Here is a 15,986-nt window from a genome sequence, read left to right as displayed (position 1 = left end):
TTTGTAAACATATAATCAAATTGTAAGAGGAATAGAATAGAATCGGAGGAAAAAAAATGAGTAAACAGTTGCTAAAAAAATTCGGGTTAGGTGCATTATCTTTAGGGTTTATCGGGGGACTTGCTGCCTGTGGTAATGGCGGTTCTTCAACTGCAGCAAATGAAGAAGATGGAAAAACATTAACGATTTCTGTCGACACTGGCTACAAAGACTATGTCAATGAGATCAAAACAAAATTTGAAGAAGACAACGACGTAAAAATCAAGTTAGTCGAAAAAGACATGTTCGAACAATTGGAATCGCTTGCGCTTGATGGTCCTGCAGGTAAGGCACCAGATGTCATGATGGCAGCTTATGACCGGATCGGAGCGTTAGGTCAACAAGGACATTTGGCAGAAGTGAAATTGGGTAACGAAGCAGATTACAATGATACGGATAAAGCCCAAGTGACTTATGAAGATAAAATCTATGGGGCACCGGCAGTTATCGAAACACTAGTCTTATATTATAACAAAGACCTAGTGGACACTGCACCGACAACCTTTGAAGATTTGGAAGCGTTAGCAAAAGATGAACGTTTCAATTTCGAATCCGAAGAAGGAACAAACACAGGATTTTTAGCAAAATGGACTGATTTTTATTATTCATATGGCTTGATTTCAGGTTACGGAGGGTATGTCTTCGGTGAAGATGGAACAGACCCATCTGAAATTGGTTTAAACAATGCAGGAGCAGTAGAAGGTATTAGCTATGCCACAGATTGGTTCCAAAATGTTTGGCCTAAAGGAATGCAAGATATCAAGAGTGCTGGCGACTTTGTCAACCAACAGTTCATGTCAAACAAGACAGCAGCGATCATTGATGGTCCATGGCAAGCACAAACTTATCAAGAAAACGACATCAATTATGGCGTATCAAAAATCCCAACATTGAATAATGGTGAATCTTATCAACCATTTGGTGGAGGAAAAGGTTGGGTCGTAAGTAACTACTCTAAGAATAAAGAAGTGGCTCAAAAATGGTTAGATTATGTAACCAATACAGAAAACCAAGAAAAATTCTTTGAAATGGTCAACGAAGTACCAGCCAATCAAGCGGCTCGTGAAACAGCAAAAGGCACAAATGATGAATTGACGACTGCAGTTATTGAACAATATGAAACAGCACAAGCAATGCCAAATATTCCAGAGATGGCAGAAGTTTGGACAGGCGCAGAAAACTTGATGTTTGATGCTGGTTCAGGCAGAAAAACACCAAAAGAATCGGCTGACGACGCGGTGAAGACGATCAGCGAAGCAATTGAGCAAAAATATTAATTAGATCATCAAAAAGGTTGGAGCTGTGAAGGAAATTGCTTCTCAGCTCCATGTTTTACCTTTGATGAACGTGAGATGATTTTATAGAAAAGGCGCTTCAACATATAGCACCTGTTTTTAGTATCAAGAGGGGGGAACAACACCATGCAACAAGAAGATACAGCGGTCAATGTCAAAGGCACGATGTTACGTTCGATCATTCCAGGATTGGGTCAATTTGCAAATGGTCAAGTATTTAAAGGGGTAGTATTTTTAGCACTATTTATCGGATTTATCATCCAAATGGTTTTAGGTGGTTTTCAATCCTTAATTGGTTTAGTTACTTTAGGTAGTGTACCAATGGAAGATCACTCATTATTTATGTTGATCCAAGGAACTTTGCAATTGATTGTGACTGCCTTGTTTTTATTTTTTTATTTCATCAATCTAGTAGATGCAAAACGTGTCGCAGTCATGAGAAAAGAAGGGAAAAAGATCAATCGAACAATGAAGGAAGTCATACATAATGTGGGTGATGAAGGCTTTCCTTATCTCTTGACGCTTCCAGCGTATCTATTGATGATTTTCACGATCATCTTTCCGGTTTTAGTGACATTATTTACAGCATTTACAAACTATGATTTCCAACACATCCCACCAGCAAGTTTGATCGATTGGGTGGGAGCAGAAAACTTCTTCAGTATTTTCTTTTTAAGTTCTTATCGAAACACGTTTGTTGCCGTATTCTCTTGGACCGTCATCTGGACGCTTTGTGCAACTACCTTACAAATCACGTTAGGTGTATTTACAGCAGTAATTGCGCATCAGAAATTTATCAAATTTAAACGTGTTTTTGGAATTATTTTCCTTTTACCATGGGCAGTCCCAGCATTTATCACGATCATGAGTTTTTCGAACATCTTTAACGATAGTGTGGGAGCAATCAACACGCAAGTCATTCCATTCTTGAATAATATCCCTTTTGTAGATATTGCCTCCGTTCCTTGGAAAACTGATCCGAACTGGACAAAAGTCGCGATCATCTTGATACAAGGTTGGTTAGGTTTTCCTTACATCTATGTGATGGTCACAGGTATCCTACAATCGATTTCTGAAGATCTTTACGAAGCAGCGAAAATCGATGGTGCGAATGCTTGGCAGCGCTTCTCAAGTATCACGCTTCCAGCAATCTTTCTTGTAGCAGCACCAACGTTCATCACACAGTATACAGGGAACTTCAATAACTTCTCCATGATCTACCTCTTCAATAATGGGGGACCGGGAAGTGTCGGTGGTGGTGCAGGATCAACGGATATCTTGATTTCGTGGATCTATAAATTGACCACTGGGACCTCGCCACAGTATTCGATGGCTTCTGCGATCACGCTGATCATTTCGATGATCGTCATTGCCGTTTCTCTGTTGGTATTCAAGAAAACTAATGCGTTCAAAATGGAGGACTAGTCATGAAAAATTTTAGTACAAGTGCTAAGTTCCAACGGAGACTTTCGCATTTCTTTACTTATGTGTTTTTGATCCTATTGTCGATCATTATCATCTATCCGTTATTGATCACAGCTAGTACTGCTTTCAAACCAGGCAATATTGCTGCTTTTAGTTTGGATTTCACCGGTGATTGGACCTTAAATAATTTTTCTCGCTTATTCAATGAAACCTTGTATGGCACGTGGTATAAAAATACGTTGATCATTTCTGTTTTAACGATGGTCATTCAAGTAACTGTTGTGACACTTGCCGGTTATACGTATAGTCGTTATCGTTTCATCGGAAGAAAATCAAGTTTGATGTTCTTTCTAGTGATCCAAATGGTACCAACGATGGCAGCATTGACCGCTTTTTATGTGATGGCCTTTCTATTAGGTGCATTGGATCGTTATTGGTTCCTAACAATGATTTATATCGGTGGCGGAATCCCAATGAACACTTGGCTGATGAAAGGGTACTTCGATACAGTCCCAATCGATTTAGATGAATCAGCTAAATTGGATGGCGCAGGACACTTTAGAATTTTCTTACAGATTGTCTTGCCGTTAGTCAAACCAATGATCGCAGTCCAAGCACTTTGGGCATTTATGGGGCCATTTGGTGACTTCATGTTGGCGCGTTTCCTACTTCGTACGCCTGAGAATCAAACAGTCGCAGTTGGATTACAGACCTTTATTTCTGATGTAACTAACCAACGCGTTTCTCTCTTTGCGGCGGGAGCGATCTTGATTGCTGTACCAATATGTTTATTGTTCTTCTTTTTACAAAAAAACTTTGTGACCGGACTGACATCAGGCGGTACCAAAGGTTAGGAGTCGTTTGCTATGGATAAATTCCCACTCAATTACTTTTCAAGCTTAAGAAGTCCAAAACAGTTGTTTCTAGGTAGAAAACAACTCACTTGGCCAAAATTTATCGTGATCTTTCTGTTTCTGATTTCTTTTATGGTCATGCCCATTACTTTATTTTATACGAATCAAGTCTCGGCGATCCCGATGGAACAATTCTTATCGGTGAATACGTTGATCGATCAGGAAGGGGTGGCACGCTTACGTGAACTACAACTTACCAACGGTCGCTTAACAGCTGACTCTGAGATCATCAGTGTAACAAACGATGTCATCATCGGAACAGCACTGACGACAGAAGAAATGGCAGAAAGAGGAGCTGCAATCAATTTTGAAGAGACCAGCTGGACGATCCGTCAAGAAGAGGATGGACAAACACGAGAATACAATATGTCGTATCCCTCCTCATTTGATTTTATGAGAATGACAAGTCCTAAAGAGTTTGAACAGTTTTTAGAGAATGAATTTTATGCGAGTAATCGACCGATGATCATTTTATCTTACAGTTTGACGTTAGGTATTTTATTGTTTATCATGACTGGCTTGATTTTGTTCGGCGCTGCCTTCTTTTTATGGCTAACAAGAAAAAGCAAATTTTCTTCTATAAAAAACTTTAAAGAGAGCGCAAATTTGATGTTGAATGTTCTAGGTGTGAGTTCGATAATTGCTGGTTTTGTCGGTTTCATCCATTTTGATTTTGTCTTGATGATGGGAATCCAGTCGACCATAGCCGTTTTATTGTTACTATGGATTTTTGCTAAAACTGGCTTCAAAGATTCAAAAGCGATCCAAGTCTGATCGAATCAAAAAATGAAGAATGTAAGAGGGGAAGCAGAAATGTCTCCGTCCTTGCATTCTTTATTTTTGTGTTTCTGAAATTTTCAAAAAGCTTTTATTTATTACCTGTAATCTGTTGATTCTTTGGCGAAATAGGTATAACGTAATAGTGTAATTTTTGTTTTAGGAGGATCATTATGTTAGAAAAAACAATTTATCATCAACTATTTTCGCACTCTTTTTCACTTCCAGTAGAAGTCACATATTGGGATGGAACGACGAAGCAGTATGGGGATACCGATAACCCTCCGCAAATCAAGATCACGTTCAATGAAGAGATCCCAATCAAAGAGTTGACGAGAAATGCTTCTCTTTCTTTAGGGGAAGCTTATATGGATCATCGCATTGAAATCGAAGGAAACATCCAATCATTGATCAATGATGCTTACAGTCATACCGATAGTTTCTTGCGTAGCAAAGATTATCTGAAGTGGTTACCAAAAAAAGAGAAACACACAAAGCAACAAAATAAAGCGGATATCCATGCTCATTATGACCTAGGAAATGATTTTTATCGCTTATGGCTTGATTCAACATTGACGTACTCTTGTGCTTATTTCAAAACCCCAGAAGATAGTCTGGAGCAAGCACAGATCAATAAAGTCCATCATATTTTAGATAAGCTATTTATCAAAGAAGGGGAATCCCTCTTGGATATTGGTTGTGGCTGGGGAACGTTACTATTTACTGCTGCAAAAGAATATCATGTCAAAGCGACTGGTATTACTCTCAGTGAAGAACAATACAACTTCATCACCAATAAAATCAAAGAAGAGCATCTAGAAGACCAATGCCGTGTGTTTCTAATGGATTACCGCGAGTTGAAAGGGGAGACTTTCGATCATATCACCAGTGTGGGGATGTTCGAACACGTAGGGTCAGAGAATCTACCTGAATATTTCAAAGTAGTCAAAGATTTGTTGAAACCTAAAGGAACTGCCTTGATCCATGGAATCAGCCGACAACAAGGTGGTGCAACGAATGCTTGGATCAATAAATATATTTTCCCTGGCGGTTATGTACCAGGTGTAACAGAACTGATTAAGGATATCACGGAAAACGATCTACAAGTGATCGACATAGAAAGTTTACGTCGTGATTACCAATGGACATTACAACATTGGACGCAACGTTTCCATGCGGTGCAAGAACAAGTGACTCAGGAAATGGGTGATCGGTTCTATCGTATGTGGGATCTTTATTTACAAGCCTGTGCCGCATCCTTTGAATCGAGCAATATCGATGTGATCCAGTACCTATTAGTCCATCCAGGGAACAATTCGATCCCAATGCATCGGAAATAATTTATTGAGTTTTGTTTTTTTATTTAAATGAAAAGAACCTGTTTTTACTTTTTTACGTAAAAACAAGTTCTTTTTTAGTTGTAAAATCAGACTATAGACTGATTTTTCATGGTATCGGCTGACAGTATTCACTCTTTTCGTTATACTGAGAATAGATACCTAATAAAAAGGAGAATTGTTATGAAATCAAAAGTTATTTTTACAGGCTTATTTTCTTTACTACTTTTAGCGGGGTGCCAGCCAAACCAAACAACTACCCCTTCAAGTACGACCAACCAGTCGTCAGAAACGACCGTAACTTCTACGAATAAGACAGAAGAATCTAGCACAACTGCTGGTTCTGCTGCTTCTAGTGATTCATCCTCTTCACAAACAGCAAACCCTAATATTCAAGTTTCTGCGGATCGCGCGATTGAATTATTCCAAAACAAATACCCAGATGCAGCAATCACTAGCTTAGAACTCGATAGTGATTGGGGAAGCTACTTCTACAAAATTGAAGGTGTCGATGATCAAAACGAATATTCAGTGAAAATCAATGCGATGGACGAAAAACTTGAGGCAGAGAATCCAGAGCAATTAGATCGTGACGAACAAAACGGCCAGAAAAAATCAGAAGACGGCTTAGATGTCAGCAATCTGATCTCGATCGAAGAAGCTGGGAAAATCGCGGTTGAAAAAGTTGGCGCTGGAACTGCTACAGATTGGGACCTTGATAAAGAATTAGGAACTACTTACTGGGATGTCAAAGTGAAAAATGGCAACCAAACAACAAATGTAAAAATCAATAGTCAAACAGGAGAAGTATTGTCTTCAGAAATCGATGATTGATCGAACATTCGATAAATTTTTGTTGATTTTGTTCGCTTAAATGATACACTAGAAAAAACGCTTTATTAAAAGGAGAGAATAACTTGAGCTTAACGACTACTTTCTTAAATCATTCTTTTGAAAATCCCTTGATGAACGCTTCTGGTGTCCATTGCATGACTACAGCGGAATTAGATGAACTTGCACATTCGAATGCGGGGGCGTTCATTACAAAAAGCTGTACCATCAATGAGCGAGCAGGAAACCCTGAACCTCGTTATTATGATGTGCCACTGGGAAGTATCAATTCGATGGGCTTACCAAACTTAGGTTTTTCCTATTATCTGGATTATGCATTGGCCTACGAGAAAGAGCATGGACAAGAACAACCATTGTTTTTCTCGATTGCTGGTATGAGTGCAGAGGAAAATCTGGAAATGTTGAAGTTGATCGAAGAAAGTGATTACCAAGGGATCACTGAGCTGAATCTTTCATGCCCGAACGTTCCAGGAAAACCGCAGCTAGCTTACGATTTCGAGGCAACAGCAGCTTTATTGAAAGAAGTCTTTCAAGTGTTCTCAAAACCGTTGGGAATCAAACTTCCTCCTTATTTTGATTTCGCCCACTTTGATCAAATGGCGGAAATCTTGAATCAGTACCCGATCGCCTATGTGAACTCGATCAACAGTGTAGGAAATGGCCTTTATATCGATACTGAGAGTGAAACAGTCGTCATCAAACCAAAAGACGGCTTTGGTGGACTTGGAGGCGAATATATCAAACCTACTGCGTTAGCGAATGTCCGGGCATTTTATACCCGCTTGAAACCAGAGATCAAAATCATCGGTACTGGCGGTATCCGCAATGGACAAGATGCTTTTGAACATTTATTATGTGGCGCAAGCATGTTACAGATCGGCACGGAACTTCACAAAGAGGGAGTAGCTATTTTTGATCGTATCAGTAAAGAATTGGAGACGATCATGGCGGAAAAAGGCTACCATTCAATCGACGAATTTAGAGGGAAATTACGCTCGATGTCGTAATACCTCCTTCATTCTTATAACTAGAGAAGAACACTTGAAGCATTCAGCTGCTTTAAGTGTTTTTCTATTTAGAATAAGAGACTAGGCGTAAACATTGTTGCTTTTTCTGTCATATGAGAAAATAACCGTAACTGAGGAGGGAGAGCATGAAAGATGCAACATATCTTGCGAATGGTTTAAAAACAAAGCAATTCAGCTCGGAAGAACTTTTTACAGAAACAAAGCGAAAAATCGAAAAGCTCAATCCAGAAATCAACGCATTTGTCACACTTGAATCACTTGATTTCCAATCAAATGGAAAACAACCACAATTGGAGAGTGATTCGCTACTAGCAGGAATCCCATTTCCTTTAAAAATGCTAGGACAAGAAAAAAAAGGCTGGTTAGCAACTTCTGGTTCACGGATTTTTGAACAACACCGAGCGTCTAAAAATTCGAATTATGTCCAAGCAGTTGAAAAAGCTGGTTTAGTTCCATTTGGACAAACGAATGCGCCTGAATTTGGCTTTAAGAATATTACCGATCCACAATTATATGGCCCAGCACGAAACCCATGGAACTTGGCATACTCTCCAGGAGGATCAAGTGGCGGAGCTGCAGCGGCAGTTGCGGCAGGGATCGTTCCGATGGCAGGTGCCAGTGACGGGGGTGGTTCGATCCGTATTCCAGCCTCATTTTCTGGCTTGATCGGCTTGAAGCCATCAAGAGGAACAATGCCAGTCGGTCCAAATGCTTGGCGAGGCTGGCAAGGAGCGTCCATCGACTTCGGATTAACGGTTTCCATGAGAGATACGAAAGCGTTGTTCCACGCTTTACAAGGAATCAATAGTGGGGCACCTTATCAAGTGACACCAGCATTTTGGCAACAGCATCTAGTAAAGGAACGTTTGAAAATCGCTGTCTGTGTTGATTCACCAATCGGCTCGAAAGTAAGTGTAGATGCTCAAATTGCTATTCAAAATGCACTGCATTTTCTAGAACAATCAGGACATGAAATCGTTGAGATTCCATATCCTTTAGATGGACGTACATTGATCAACTCGTATTATCAAATGAATGGTGCTGAAACGGCAGCAATGATCGAGTCGATCGAAAATGGGTTGCAGCGGGGGATAGAAAGCAACGAGCTAGAACCAATCTCATGGACATTATGGCAATATGGTAAAAAACTTTCTGCAGCAGACTATGTGCATTCATTGCACGTATGGGATCATGCAGCTGTCACGATGGAAAGCTTGTTTGAGTCCTTTGATTTGTTCCTTTCGCCAACCACTGCGGATACTGCACCTAAAATCACAGCTGACTTACAAAGTGACTCGATCCGTCAGCAAATGGCTGATGTCCCTCATTTATCGGCAGATGAAGGGTTGGCAGTCGTGTCAGCGATGTTTGAAGAGAGCTTGACGATCACTCCTTATACACAACTAGCGAACTTAACTGGGCAACCTGCAATCAGTCTACCTACACATGTTAGTGAAGAAGGATTGCCACTAGGGATTCAGTTTATGGCTGCCAGAGGAAGAGAAGACTTACTGTTTCAGATTGGGGAATTATTTGAAAAACATGGTTTGTTTTATCTTCCACCAGAAATCGAGAAAGCGTAAGAGAGTATAGAACAAATGAATCGTGTAATTTTTAATACGGCATAGCAAACAGGTAGAAGAATTTACCGTTGAGCTGATCGATCAATAAAAAACGAGTTCAATTGAAAAGACGAAAAATGTGATGTTTTAGTTGCATTTTTCGTCTTTTCTATGTTGCTTCTTTATTGTTAGACAAGTCGCATACAAAAAATTAAAATGGCAGTTGGATTATGTGGGGTTTTCAGGTAGAATAAAAAGCGAAAGTATGTTCGGAGGTGAAGTGTATGAAAACTCCTTTAACGATCGAGCTGGAATCATCGTTGTATCATTATTGTATCGAACAGGGAGGGATCGTGGTCGAGGAAGTGACAATGCCTGAGGATCATGGAATCGTGGACACATTAAGTTGTCTGATGAAATTTGACGGAACAAGAGAATGGCGCTGTTATGAATTGAAAGTCACAAAAGCTGATTTTCGTTCAACTGCTAAATTGTCCTTTGTTGGCCACTATAATTATTTTGTTTTACCAAAAAATTTATATGAAGAAGTCAAAAGTGAGATCCCACCAGAGATTGGTGTATTAGTTTATCGTTCGTATGCATTAGAAGAGGAAATGCCTGTTCCTGGAACTTTTATTATTGCAAAAAAAGCAATGCGCCGTGAGTTAGGTGTAGCAGAAGAGGCATTGACTAATCGTTTTATGGCTTCATTGTTTAGAGAAGTCAGAAAGGCCAAACAAATGGAACGGGGAGTAAAATATTTCCCTTCAGATCAGCTGTACAAAGAATTAAAAAAACGCTCAGAAACACAAGATCCTTTCTCAAAAGAACGCTACTATGAACGGTTTATTGAAGAAATCGAAAGTCAAGCAATCCATGATCTGCAAGAAGAAAATCGTGCCTTGCGACAAGAACAGGACTGGTTGCGCCAGCAACGTCATATTCGACGTCTGCCAACTGAACCATTGGAGTGAATAATATATGTATTATCCTTATTTACGTGGCAAACAATTCGATCTACTTGCATTAAAGGAAAGTTTAAATCGTGGACTTTTATCCACTAAGATTCAGCCAATCATCGAGCCAGTGCGTGATTCGGCGACGCTAAAAAATGTTGTCGAGTTGTTTCAAAAAAAGAATCATCCGCTGATTATCATAAAGAATCCGCAAGTGGGTCAGTTCAAACTGTTCGATCAACCGATTCACACATGGGTGACCAGTGAAGATAGCTCGTTAGCAGAGGCAGAGATCATTACGCCGAGCAATTATGAAAGAATGATTGAATCACCTCCGCCATTCATTATTTTTGATGGACAACATCAACCTAGAGAAAATGCGATTTGGCAAGCTTTGATCAAAACTAATGCGACATTTTTCATTCCTGATTCTAGTCGCTTACGCATGCAATTGCCTGAGAATAAAATCATTGTCCGTGATCAATTTCAAACGAGACGGCATGTGGAAAATTATGCAGAAAAAAATGATGATTTTTTTAGCGATGATCATCTTTTCTTTCAAATGGATGGCTATCATGGGTTTTCCGATTTTACGATCGAAGGCAGTCGTTACTTCGATAAAGGATTTCCCAGTCGAGCGTTGGCCTTGCATATTACATACGTCGATGCTTATGGGAATATGCGAATCAAACACTTCATTTCAGATACCAATGATTCCGCAAAAGATCAAGCATTGAAATTTATGGAAGCAGCCAATAAAATGTACGGTTGGTTGATGAGGAACCATCAACAAATTTATATCACGGAAGGATTACTTGAGCTTGTCAGCTTGTATCGCCAACAAAAATTCCCGGGTCTGGGAGTTTTGAAGAAATGGACATTGTTACATCATCTTGAATTAGTTAGTCAGCTTTTAGATCATCCGACAGACTGGTTACGCAGTGGTTCAAGAATAGACAAGCTATACAAGTTGATCACAGATCAATAAAAGGAGCAGAGATATGTACCTTAGAAAAACTACATTAGATGATGTGCCGAGAGTGCTACAAATCATTGATCAAGCTGCAGCATACCTTGCTGAGCAAGGATTGCCTCAATGGCAGGGAGAGCAAAAACCATCAAAAGAACGAATCATCGAAGACATTGAAAGGCAGGAAAGCTTCGTCTTGATTGACGAAGAAGACATCGTTGGCACTGCGGCGCTTGTTGCAGGCATTGATCCGGTCTATACAGCAATTGCAGGAAATTGGGAGGGGAGAGAGCCGTATCTTTCCATCCATCGAGTTGCTCTTGATCAAAACGTAAGAGGAAAAAGACTTGGCAAACAATTATTAGAACATTTATTGACCGTTGCCGCATGTCAAGGAATCAAGGACGTTCGGATCGATACTTTCCCCACCAATCATCCAATGGAAAAAACGATTTACTCGGCAGGTTTTCATTATTGTGGCATGATTGAATTTCCATTCCCACACGGAGAAAGAAAAGCCTATCAAAAATTATTGTGAAGTGCTCAAAACTAAAAGCAAACCAACTGTTCAGCGATGATCCGCTGCATGGATGGCTTGCTTTAAATTTTTTGTTTCGATTTCTAACGTCTGATTATTTTCAAATGAGATCAAGGTAGGAATAAGTGTTAATTTTTCAAGTTCTTTTTGATCTTTTTCAAAGAGAGCGAGCCGTTGCCTGATTTTATCTGGTGAGTCTCCGCGAAGTACAAATCGTTCATGCAACTTTTCTTTTGCTACTGTGATGAAGACAGGTACGATACAACGACCAAATTGTTCATACAGGTGCCAAAAACCTGGGGCTGTTAGGACAGTGAAGCAGTCACCCTGTGCAAGCTTCGTTGAGATCTCTTGTTTACTTGAGCCATAATAGTGATCGGCGTACCGATCCCATTCGGCAAATTCCTGATGGGCGATCATTTCTTCAAAGGTCTCTTGAGAAACAAAATGGTAATCAAGGTGATTTTTTTCATTTTTTCGTGGGGGACGGGTCGTATACGTAATGATCTTTTGTTGTGGAGAAAAAATTGCATGAGCGAGCGTCGTCTTTCCGGAACCAGAAGGCCCAATAAATACATAACATTTATTCATAGGAAATATTCCTTTCTATAGTTACATGATCAAAGACATGTACATAACTAATATATACCGAAAAGTGGAAATCTGTCATTTAAAATAAAAAAACTTAACCAATTTAAACAGGTCATCTGTTCAAACCAGCCAAGTTCAGTATACTTAAGACTCTAGATAAAAGATAGCTTTATACCAGTATTCCGGTAACAATTGCGCTTAAAAAGCTGACTAATGAAGCGGTGAACAAAATTTTCAATCCATGTTTTGCTACAAGATTACCTTTTTCTTCATTCAACCCTTTCATTGCCCCTGAAATGATCCCAATTGAAGAGAAGTTCGCAAATGATACTAAGAAGACTGATAAGATAGCGGTGGTGCGTTCTGTAAATTCAAAAGTCCCAGTCGATAATTCAGTCATTGCTACAAACTCATTTGTCACAAGTTTTGTTGCCATGATACTACCGGCATCAACCGCTTCTTTCCAAGGAATCCCACTGATAAATGCAAATGGCGCAAAAATATACCCTAAAATCTGTTGGAATGTAATCCCAAAAATCCCGTTGAACAAGGCATTGATCATAGCAATCAAAGCAACAAAACCGATCAACATTGCAGCCACCGTGATCGCTACATGGAAACCATCTAAAATATATTCGCCTAACATTTGGAAAAATGTTTGTTCTTTGTCTTCTTCAATCACTAATTCATCTTCTTTTTCGTCTAACTCATAAGGATTGACGATCGAAGCAAGAATATACCCACCAAAAAGATTCAACACTAAAGCAGTGATCACGTATTTTGAATCAATCAATGCCATATAGGAACCCACGATGGACATCGAAACAGTTGACATTGCAGAAACACTCATCGAGAACAGACGCTTTTCTGTCAAGAAAGGTAGTTCCTTTTTGATGGAAATAAAAACTTCTGATTGGCCTAAAATTGCTGAAGCAACACCATTATAAGATTCTAATTTACCCATTCCGTTGATTTTACTCAATCCTAAACCGACTGCTTTCATGAATAAAGGAAGAATCTTGATGTAACGCAAAATCCCAATAATTGCAGAGATAAAGACGATTGGCATCAACACATTCAAGAAGAATGGGGCACTTCCAACGTTTGCTACACCTCCAAAGACGAAATTGACACCTTCACCGGCAAATGCCAATAAGTGATCAAATAGCTTGGCTAGCATCGCAACAACCGCTGTACCAAAAGTCGTACGTAGTAAAACAAAACCAAACGCAAATTGCAAAACAAGCATGATGATCAATGGTTTGCGTTTGATGGCTTTTCGATCGCTACTGATCAAAACCGCCAACCCAAAAATTAAAAGTAAACCTATTATTCCAATAAACTGACTCAAAAAAATCACTCCTTACCAAATTCCGTTTAATTCTACATGTTATTTTTAAAGAATACGAATCTTTTGAGAGAAATTTCATGAGATTTTTAGACTAAAGCGTATACATGGAAGAGAGGGGAAAGACAGGTGTCTTTTAATGGGGAGGAGTGGATCAGGAAAACCTAAATTATTGATTTACTTTAACGGTGGTGGCATATATATCTACTTATATTTATTAGCTAACTATGACCTGAACCTGTTAGATAAATAACGCCTTTACTTTATTATTTTACTTTGAAACCTGTAAAAGTCAGAAATAGAAGCGGCTTCTAAAAAAAGGGTACCCACAAAAATTTGAGCAATTTTCATGGATACCACCTTATTTTTCGAGGTAACTTCTATTTTTCTATCTTAGCCATCTTTGAAGAATTATTTATTGATAATACAAGTTTTCTGAAGGGTAAACAGGCGCACTAGTGATGTCGATACCTAATTGTTTCAGGTTTTGTTCATCATTCTTATTGATCATCACAGTTGAATGTGCTTGCGCACCTTCAAGTTCTGCTAATTTTTCATAAGCAACTTGTGCGATTGGATTAGTTACTGCACTGATTGATAAAGCAATCAACACTTCATTGAGATTGAGTGTATCGATCGAAGAGTGCAATGCCTTGCTTTTAAGTCCTTGGATCGTTTCCAAGACAAGAGGCGATAACAACGGAATGTCATCAGAGATATGGGCGAGATATTTGATCGCATTCAAGACAACAGCAGCCGAAGCATCCATTAATTGACTTGTCCGACCGGTAAGGATCACTTGGTCAGGAAGTTCGATCGCAATCACTGCCATCGGTTCAGCACTAGTCGCTTGACTAGTTTTTGCATACTCATGAGCAGGGGTCACGACTTTACGGTCTTCGGGACGTAAACCGACTTCTTCCATGATCAATTTGATACGATTGACGGCATCTTCATCTGTCAAACCTTTTTTAAAGTCACAAGCCGTTTGGAAATAGCGTCTGATGATCTCTTGTTTCGAGGCTTCCTGTACGACTTCATCATCCGTGATACCGAAGCCTACGCGGTTGACGCCCATATCAGTAGGAGACTGGTAGACCGATTCCTTACCAGTGATTTTTTCGATGATCCGTTTAATGACTGGGAAAGTCTCTACATCACGATTGTAGTTGACTGCCACCTTATTATAGGCATCAAAATGAAAAGAATCGATCATATTGACATCTTTCAAATCGACTGTTGCTGCTTCATAGGCAATATTCAATGGATGTTTCAATGGAACATTCCAAACAGGGAAAGTCTCAAATTTAGAGTAACCTGCTGCATTGCCTTTTTGGCTTTCGTGATACAGTTGGTTCAAGCAAGTAGCTAATTTCCCACTACCTGGACCAGGAGCTGTCACGACAACAATCGGTTTTGTGGTTTCGATGTATTCGTTTTTGCCGAAACCCTCCTCTGAAACGATTTTTTCGACATTGATCGGATAATCCTCGATTTCAGCGTGTTTATAGACTTTGATATTCCGACGCTCCAATTTATTGATAAATACTTTAGTTGCTGGCTGTCCGTTATACCGGGTGATCACTACACTATTGATCGATAATCCATATCCTCGCAATTCATCGATCAAGCGCAAGATATCCATATCATATGTGATCCCATAATCACCACGAATCTTATTCCGCTCGATGTCACCAGCATACACACAAATCAAAATCTCCGCTTGGTCACGCAACTTTTGCAATAATTTGATTTTAGCATCTTCTTCAAATCCTGGTAAGACACGTTTGGCATGCTTATCATCGACTAATTTTCCACCAAATTCTAGATACAACTTATCATAATGATGAACGCGTTCAAGAATATACGCAGATTGCTCTTCGATATACTTTTCTGAGTCAAAACCAATTTTTTTCACTTGTTTCCCTCCTTAGCTACTCTCGCATTTTTTCATTTTTTGAAGGTTTCGTCAACTATCAATTAAGTATATAAAGAAATTTCAAAGAAAAAACAAAAGAAACATGCTTGTCTCAGAAGGCATTCATTGGTATGATAGGTTTGATAAGGAAGGTGTCCTATGAAAAAAAGACAAAAAAAGAAAAACGCGTACAAACAGTATATACGCTCAATTTTTACAGGATATGAGCATATGCTAGAAGATAGTGAACTAAATGAATTAAAGTTCTCTTACTTAAATGAAGAAACATTACTTACACGAGATGAAAATCAACGCATCCATTTTACAACAAGAGATTTACCCAAAAAATAAAGCTAAGAGCGGGGAATCGCTGACCCGCTCTTTTATGTTTTCTAACTTTCAATTAATACGAGTAAAAGTAATTTTTGTTCTAAGT

Annotated in this window: 15 protein-coding genes; 12 read left to right on the top strand and 3 right to left on the bottom strand. The window is 39.2% G+C overall.

Going from position 1 to position 15,986, the window contains the following annotated elements; genetic code table 11:
• Positions 1–56: 56 nt before the first annotated feature.
• The 11 genes from I2F89_RS00745 to I2F89_RS00695 all read left to right on the top strand — a co-directional run bounded on the left by I2F89_RS00745 (position 57) and on the right by I2F89_RS00695 (position 11,693).
• Positions 57–1,316: an extracellular solute-binding protein gene (locus I2F89_RS00745; protein WP_086334686.1), complete on the top strand. Its 1,260-nt coding sequence runs from the start codon at positions 57–59 to the stop codon at positions 1,314–1,316.
• Positions 1,317–1,460: 144 nt separating this feature from the next.
• A complete protein-coding gene (locus I2F89_RS00740) occupies positions 1,461–2,759 on the top strand; it encodes a carbohydrate ABC transporter permease (RefSeq protein WP_010735424.1) in 1,299 nt (432 codons plus the stop codon).
• A 2-nt stretch (positions 2,760–2,761) separates the two neighbouring features.
• Positions 2,762–3,613, top strand: coding sequence for a sugar ABC transporter permease (locus I2F89_RS00735; RefSeq protein ID WP_086334685.1), 852 nt, complete (start codon positions 2,762–2,764; stop codon positions 3,611–3,613).
• 12 nt (positions 3,614–3,625) lie between these two features.
• Positions 3,626–4,447 carry a maltodextrose utilization protein MalA gene (locus tag I2F89_RS00730; RefSeq protein WP_065095838.1) on the top strand — a complete coding sequence of 274 codons (822 nt, stop codon included), beginning with the start codon at positions 3,626–3,628 and terminating at the stop codon, positions 4,445–4,447.
• A 176-nt stretch (positions 4,448–4,623) separates the two neighbouring features.
• Positions 4,624–5,790 carry an SAM-dependent methyltransferase gene (locus I2F89_RS00725; RefSeq protein WP_195513234.1) on the top strand — a complete coding sequence of 389 codons (1,167 nt, stop codon included), beginning with the start codon at positions 4,624–4,626 and terminating at the stop codon, positions 5,788–5,790.
• A gap of 180 nt (positions 5,791–5,970) precedes the next feature.
• Positions 5,971–6,621, top strand: a complete 651-nt coding sequence (locus tag I2F89_RS00720) for a PepSY domain-containing protein (protein ID WP_115357639.1) — start codon at positions 5,971–5,973, stop codon at positions 6,619–6,621.
• An 83-nt stretch (positions 6,622–6,704) separates the two neighbouring features.
• Positions 6,705–7,646 carry a dihydroorotate oxidase gene (locus tag I2F89_RS00715; RefSeq protein ID WP_071867076.1) on the top strand — a complete coding sequence of 314 codons (942 nt, stop codon included), beginning with the start codon at positions 6,705–6,707 and terminating at the stop codon, positions 7,644–7,646.
• 146 nt (positions 7,647–7,792) lie between these two features.
• Positions 7,793–9,250 carry an amidase gene (locus tag I2F89_RS00710; protein ID WP_195513233.1) on the top strand — a complete coding sequence of 486 codons (1,458 nt, stop codon included), beginning with the start codon at positions 7,793–7,795 and terminating at the stop codon, positions 9,248–9,250.
• 263 nt (positions 9,251–9,513) lie between these two features.
• On the top strand, positions 9,514–10,203 hold the full coding sequence (locus tag I2F89_RS00705; RefSeq protein ID WP_066025015.1) for a hypothetical protein: 690 nt from the start codon (positions 9,514–9,516) through the stop codon (positions 10,201–10,203).
• Positions 10,204–10,210: 7 nt separating this feature from the next.
• Positions 10,211–11,173: a sce7725 family protein gene (locus tag I2F89_RS00700; RefSeq protein ID WP_195513232.1), complete on the top strand. Its 963-nt coding sequence runs from the start codon at positions 10,211–10,213 to the stop codon at positions 11,171–11,173.
• A gap of 13 nt (positions 11,174–11,186) precedes the next feature.
• Complete coding sequence (locus tag I2F89_RS00695; RefSeq protein ID WP_195513231.1) at positions 11,187–11,693, top strand: GNAT family N-acetyltransferase; 507 nt, start codon at positions 11,187–11,189, stop codon at positions 11,691–11,693.
• A 30-nt stretch (positions 11,694–11,723) separates the two neighbouring features.
• On the opposite strand, the gene I2F89_RS00690 is transcribed toward I2F89_RS00695, so the two are convergent.
• The 3 genes from I2F89_RS00690 to I2F89_RS00680 form a co-directional block, all read right to left on the bottom strand.
• Positions 11,724–12,284, bottom strand: coding sequence for a guanylate kinase (locus tag I2F89_RS00690; protein WP_195513230.1), 561 nt, complete (start codon positions 12,282–12,284; stop codon positions 11,724–11,726).
• Between the two features lie 169 nt (positions 12,285–12,453).
• Positions 12,454–13,635 (bottom strand): NupC/NupG family nucleoside CNT transporter, encoded by a 1,182-nt coding sequence (locus I2F89_RS00685; protein WP_065095829.1) that lies wholly within the window; start codon positions 13,633–13,635, stop codon positions 12,454–12,456.
• 412 nt (positions 13,636–14,047) lie between these two features.
• Positions 14,048–15,550, bottom strand: a complete 1,503-nt coding sequence (locus I2F89_RS00680; RefSeq protein WP_195513229.1) for a DUF1846 domain-containing protein — start codon at positions 15,548–15,550, stop codon at positions 14,048–14,050.
• A gap of 159 nt (positions 15,551–15,709) precedes the next feature.
• Between I2F89_RS00680 and I2F89_RS00675 the strand changes: the two genes are divergently transcribed.
• Positions 15,710–15,901 (top strand): hypothetical protein, encoded by a 192-nt coding sequence (locus I2F89_RS00675; protein ID WP_010735437.1) that lies wholly within the window; start codon positions 15,710–15,712, stop codon positions 15,899–15,901.
• Positions 15,902–15,986: the final 85 nt, after the last annotated feature.

This window comes from Enterococcus sp. 1001283B150225_161107_E12, from assembly GCF_015556925.1.
Taxonomy (GTDB): Bacteria; Bacillota; Bacilli; order Lactobacillales; family Enterococcaceae; genus Enterococcus_B; species Enterococcus_B mundtii.
This window is presented reverse-complemented; position numbering and strand designations above follow the sequence as displayed.

What these genes read in the sequence shown, in the direction of transcription:
- I2F89_RS00745 (WP_086334686.1), top strand. Translation starts at nt 57, where the DNA reads ATGAGTAAACAGTTGCTAAAAAAATTCGGGTTAGGTGCATTATCTTTA.
- I2F89_RS00740 (WP_010735424.1), top strand. Translation starts at nt 1,461, where the DNA reads ATGCAACAAGAAGATACAGCGGTCAATGTCAAAGGCACGATGTTACGT.
- I2F89_RS00735 (WP_086334685.1), top strand. Translation starts at nt 2,762, where the DNA reads ATGAAAAATTTTAGTACAAGTGCTAAGTTCCAACGGAGACTTTCGCAT.
- I2F89_RS00730 (WP_065095838.1), top strand. Translation starts at nt 3,626, where the DNA reads ATGGATAAATTCCCACTCAATTACTTTTCAAGCTTAAGAAGTCCAAAA.
- I2F89_RS00725 (WP_195513234.1), top strand. Translation starts at nt 4,624, where the DNA reads ATGTTAGAAAAAACAATTTATCATCAACTATTTTCGCACTCTTTTTCA.
- I2F89_RS00720 (WP_115357639.1), top strand. Translation starts at nt 5,971, where the DNA reads ATGAAATCAAAAGTTATTTTTACAGGCTTATTTTCTTTACTACTTTTA.
- I2F89_RS00710 (WP_195513233.1), top strand. Translation starts at nt 7,793, where the DNA reads ATGAAAGATGCAACATATCTTGCGAATGGTTTAAAAACAAAGCAATTC.
- I2F89_RS00705 (WP_066025015.1), top strand. Translation starts at nt 9,514, where the DNA reads ATGAAAACTCCTTTAACGATCGAGCTGGAATCATCGTTGTATCATTAT.
- I2F89_RS00700 (WP_195513232.1), top strand. Translation starts at nt 10,211, where the DNA reads ATGTATTATCCTTATTTACGTGGCAAACAATTCGATCTACTTGCATTA.
- I2F89_RS00695 (WP_195513231.1), top strand. Translation starts at nt 11,187, where the DNA reads ATGTACCTTAGAAAAACTACATTAGATGATGTGCCGAGAGTGCTACAA.
- I2F89_RS00690 (WP_195513230.1), bottom strand. Translation starts at nt 12,284, where the DNA reads ATGAATAAATGTTATGTATTTATTGGGCCTTCTGGTTCCGGAAAGACG.
- I2F89_RS00675 (WP_010735437.1), top strand. Translation starts at nt 15,710, where the DNA reads ATGAAAAAAAGACAAAAAAAGAAAAACGCGTACAAACAGTATATACGC.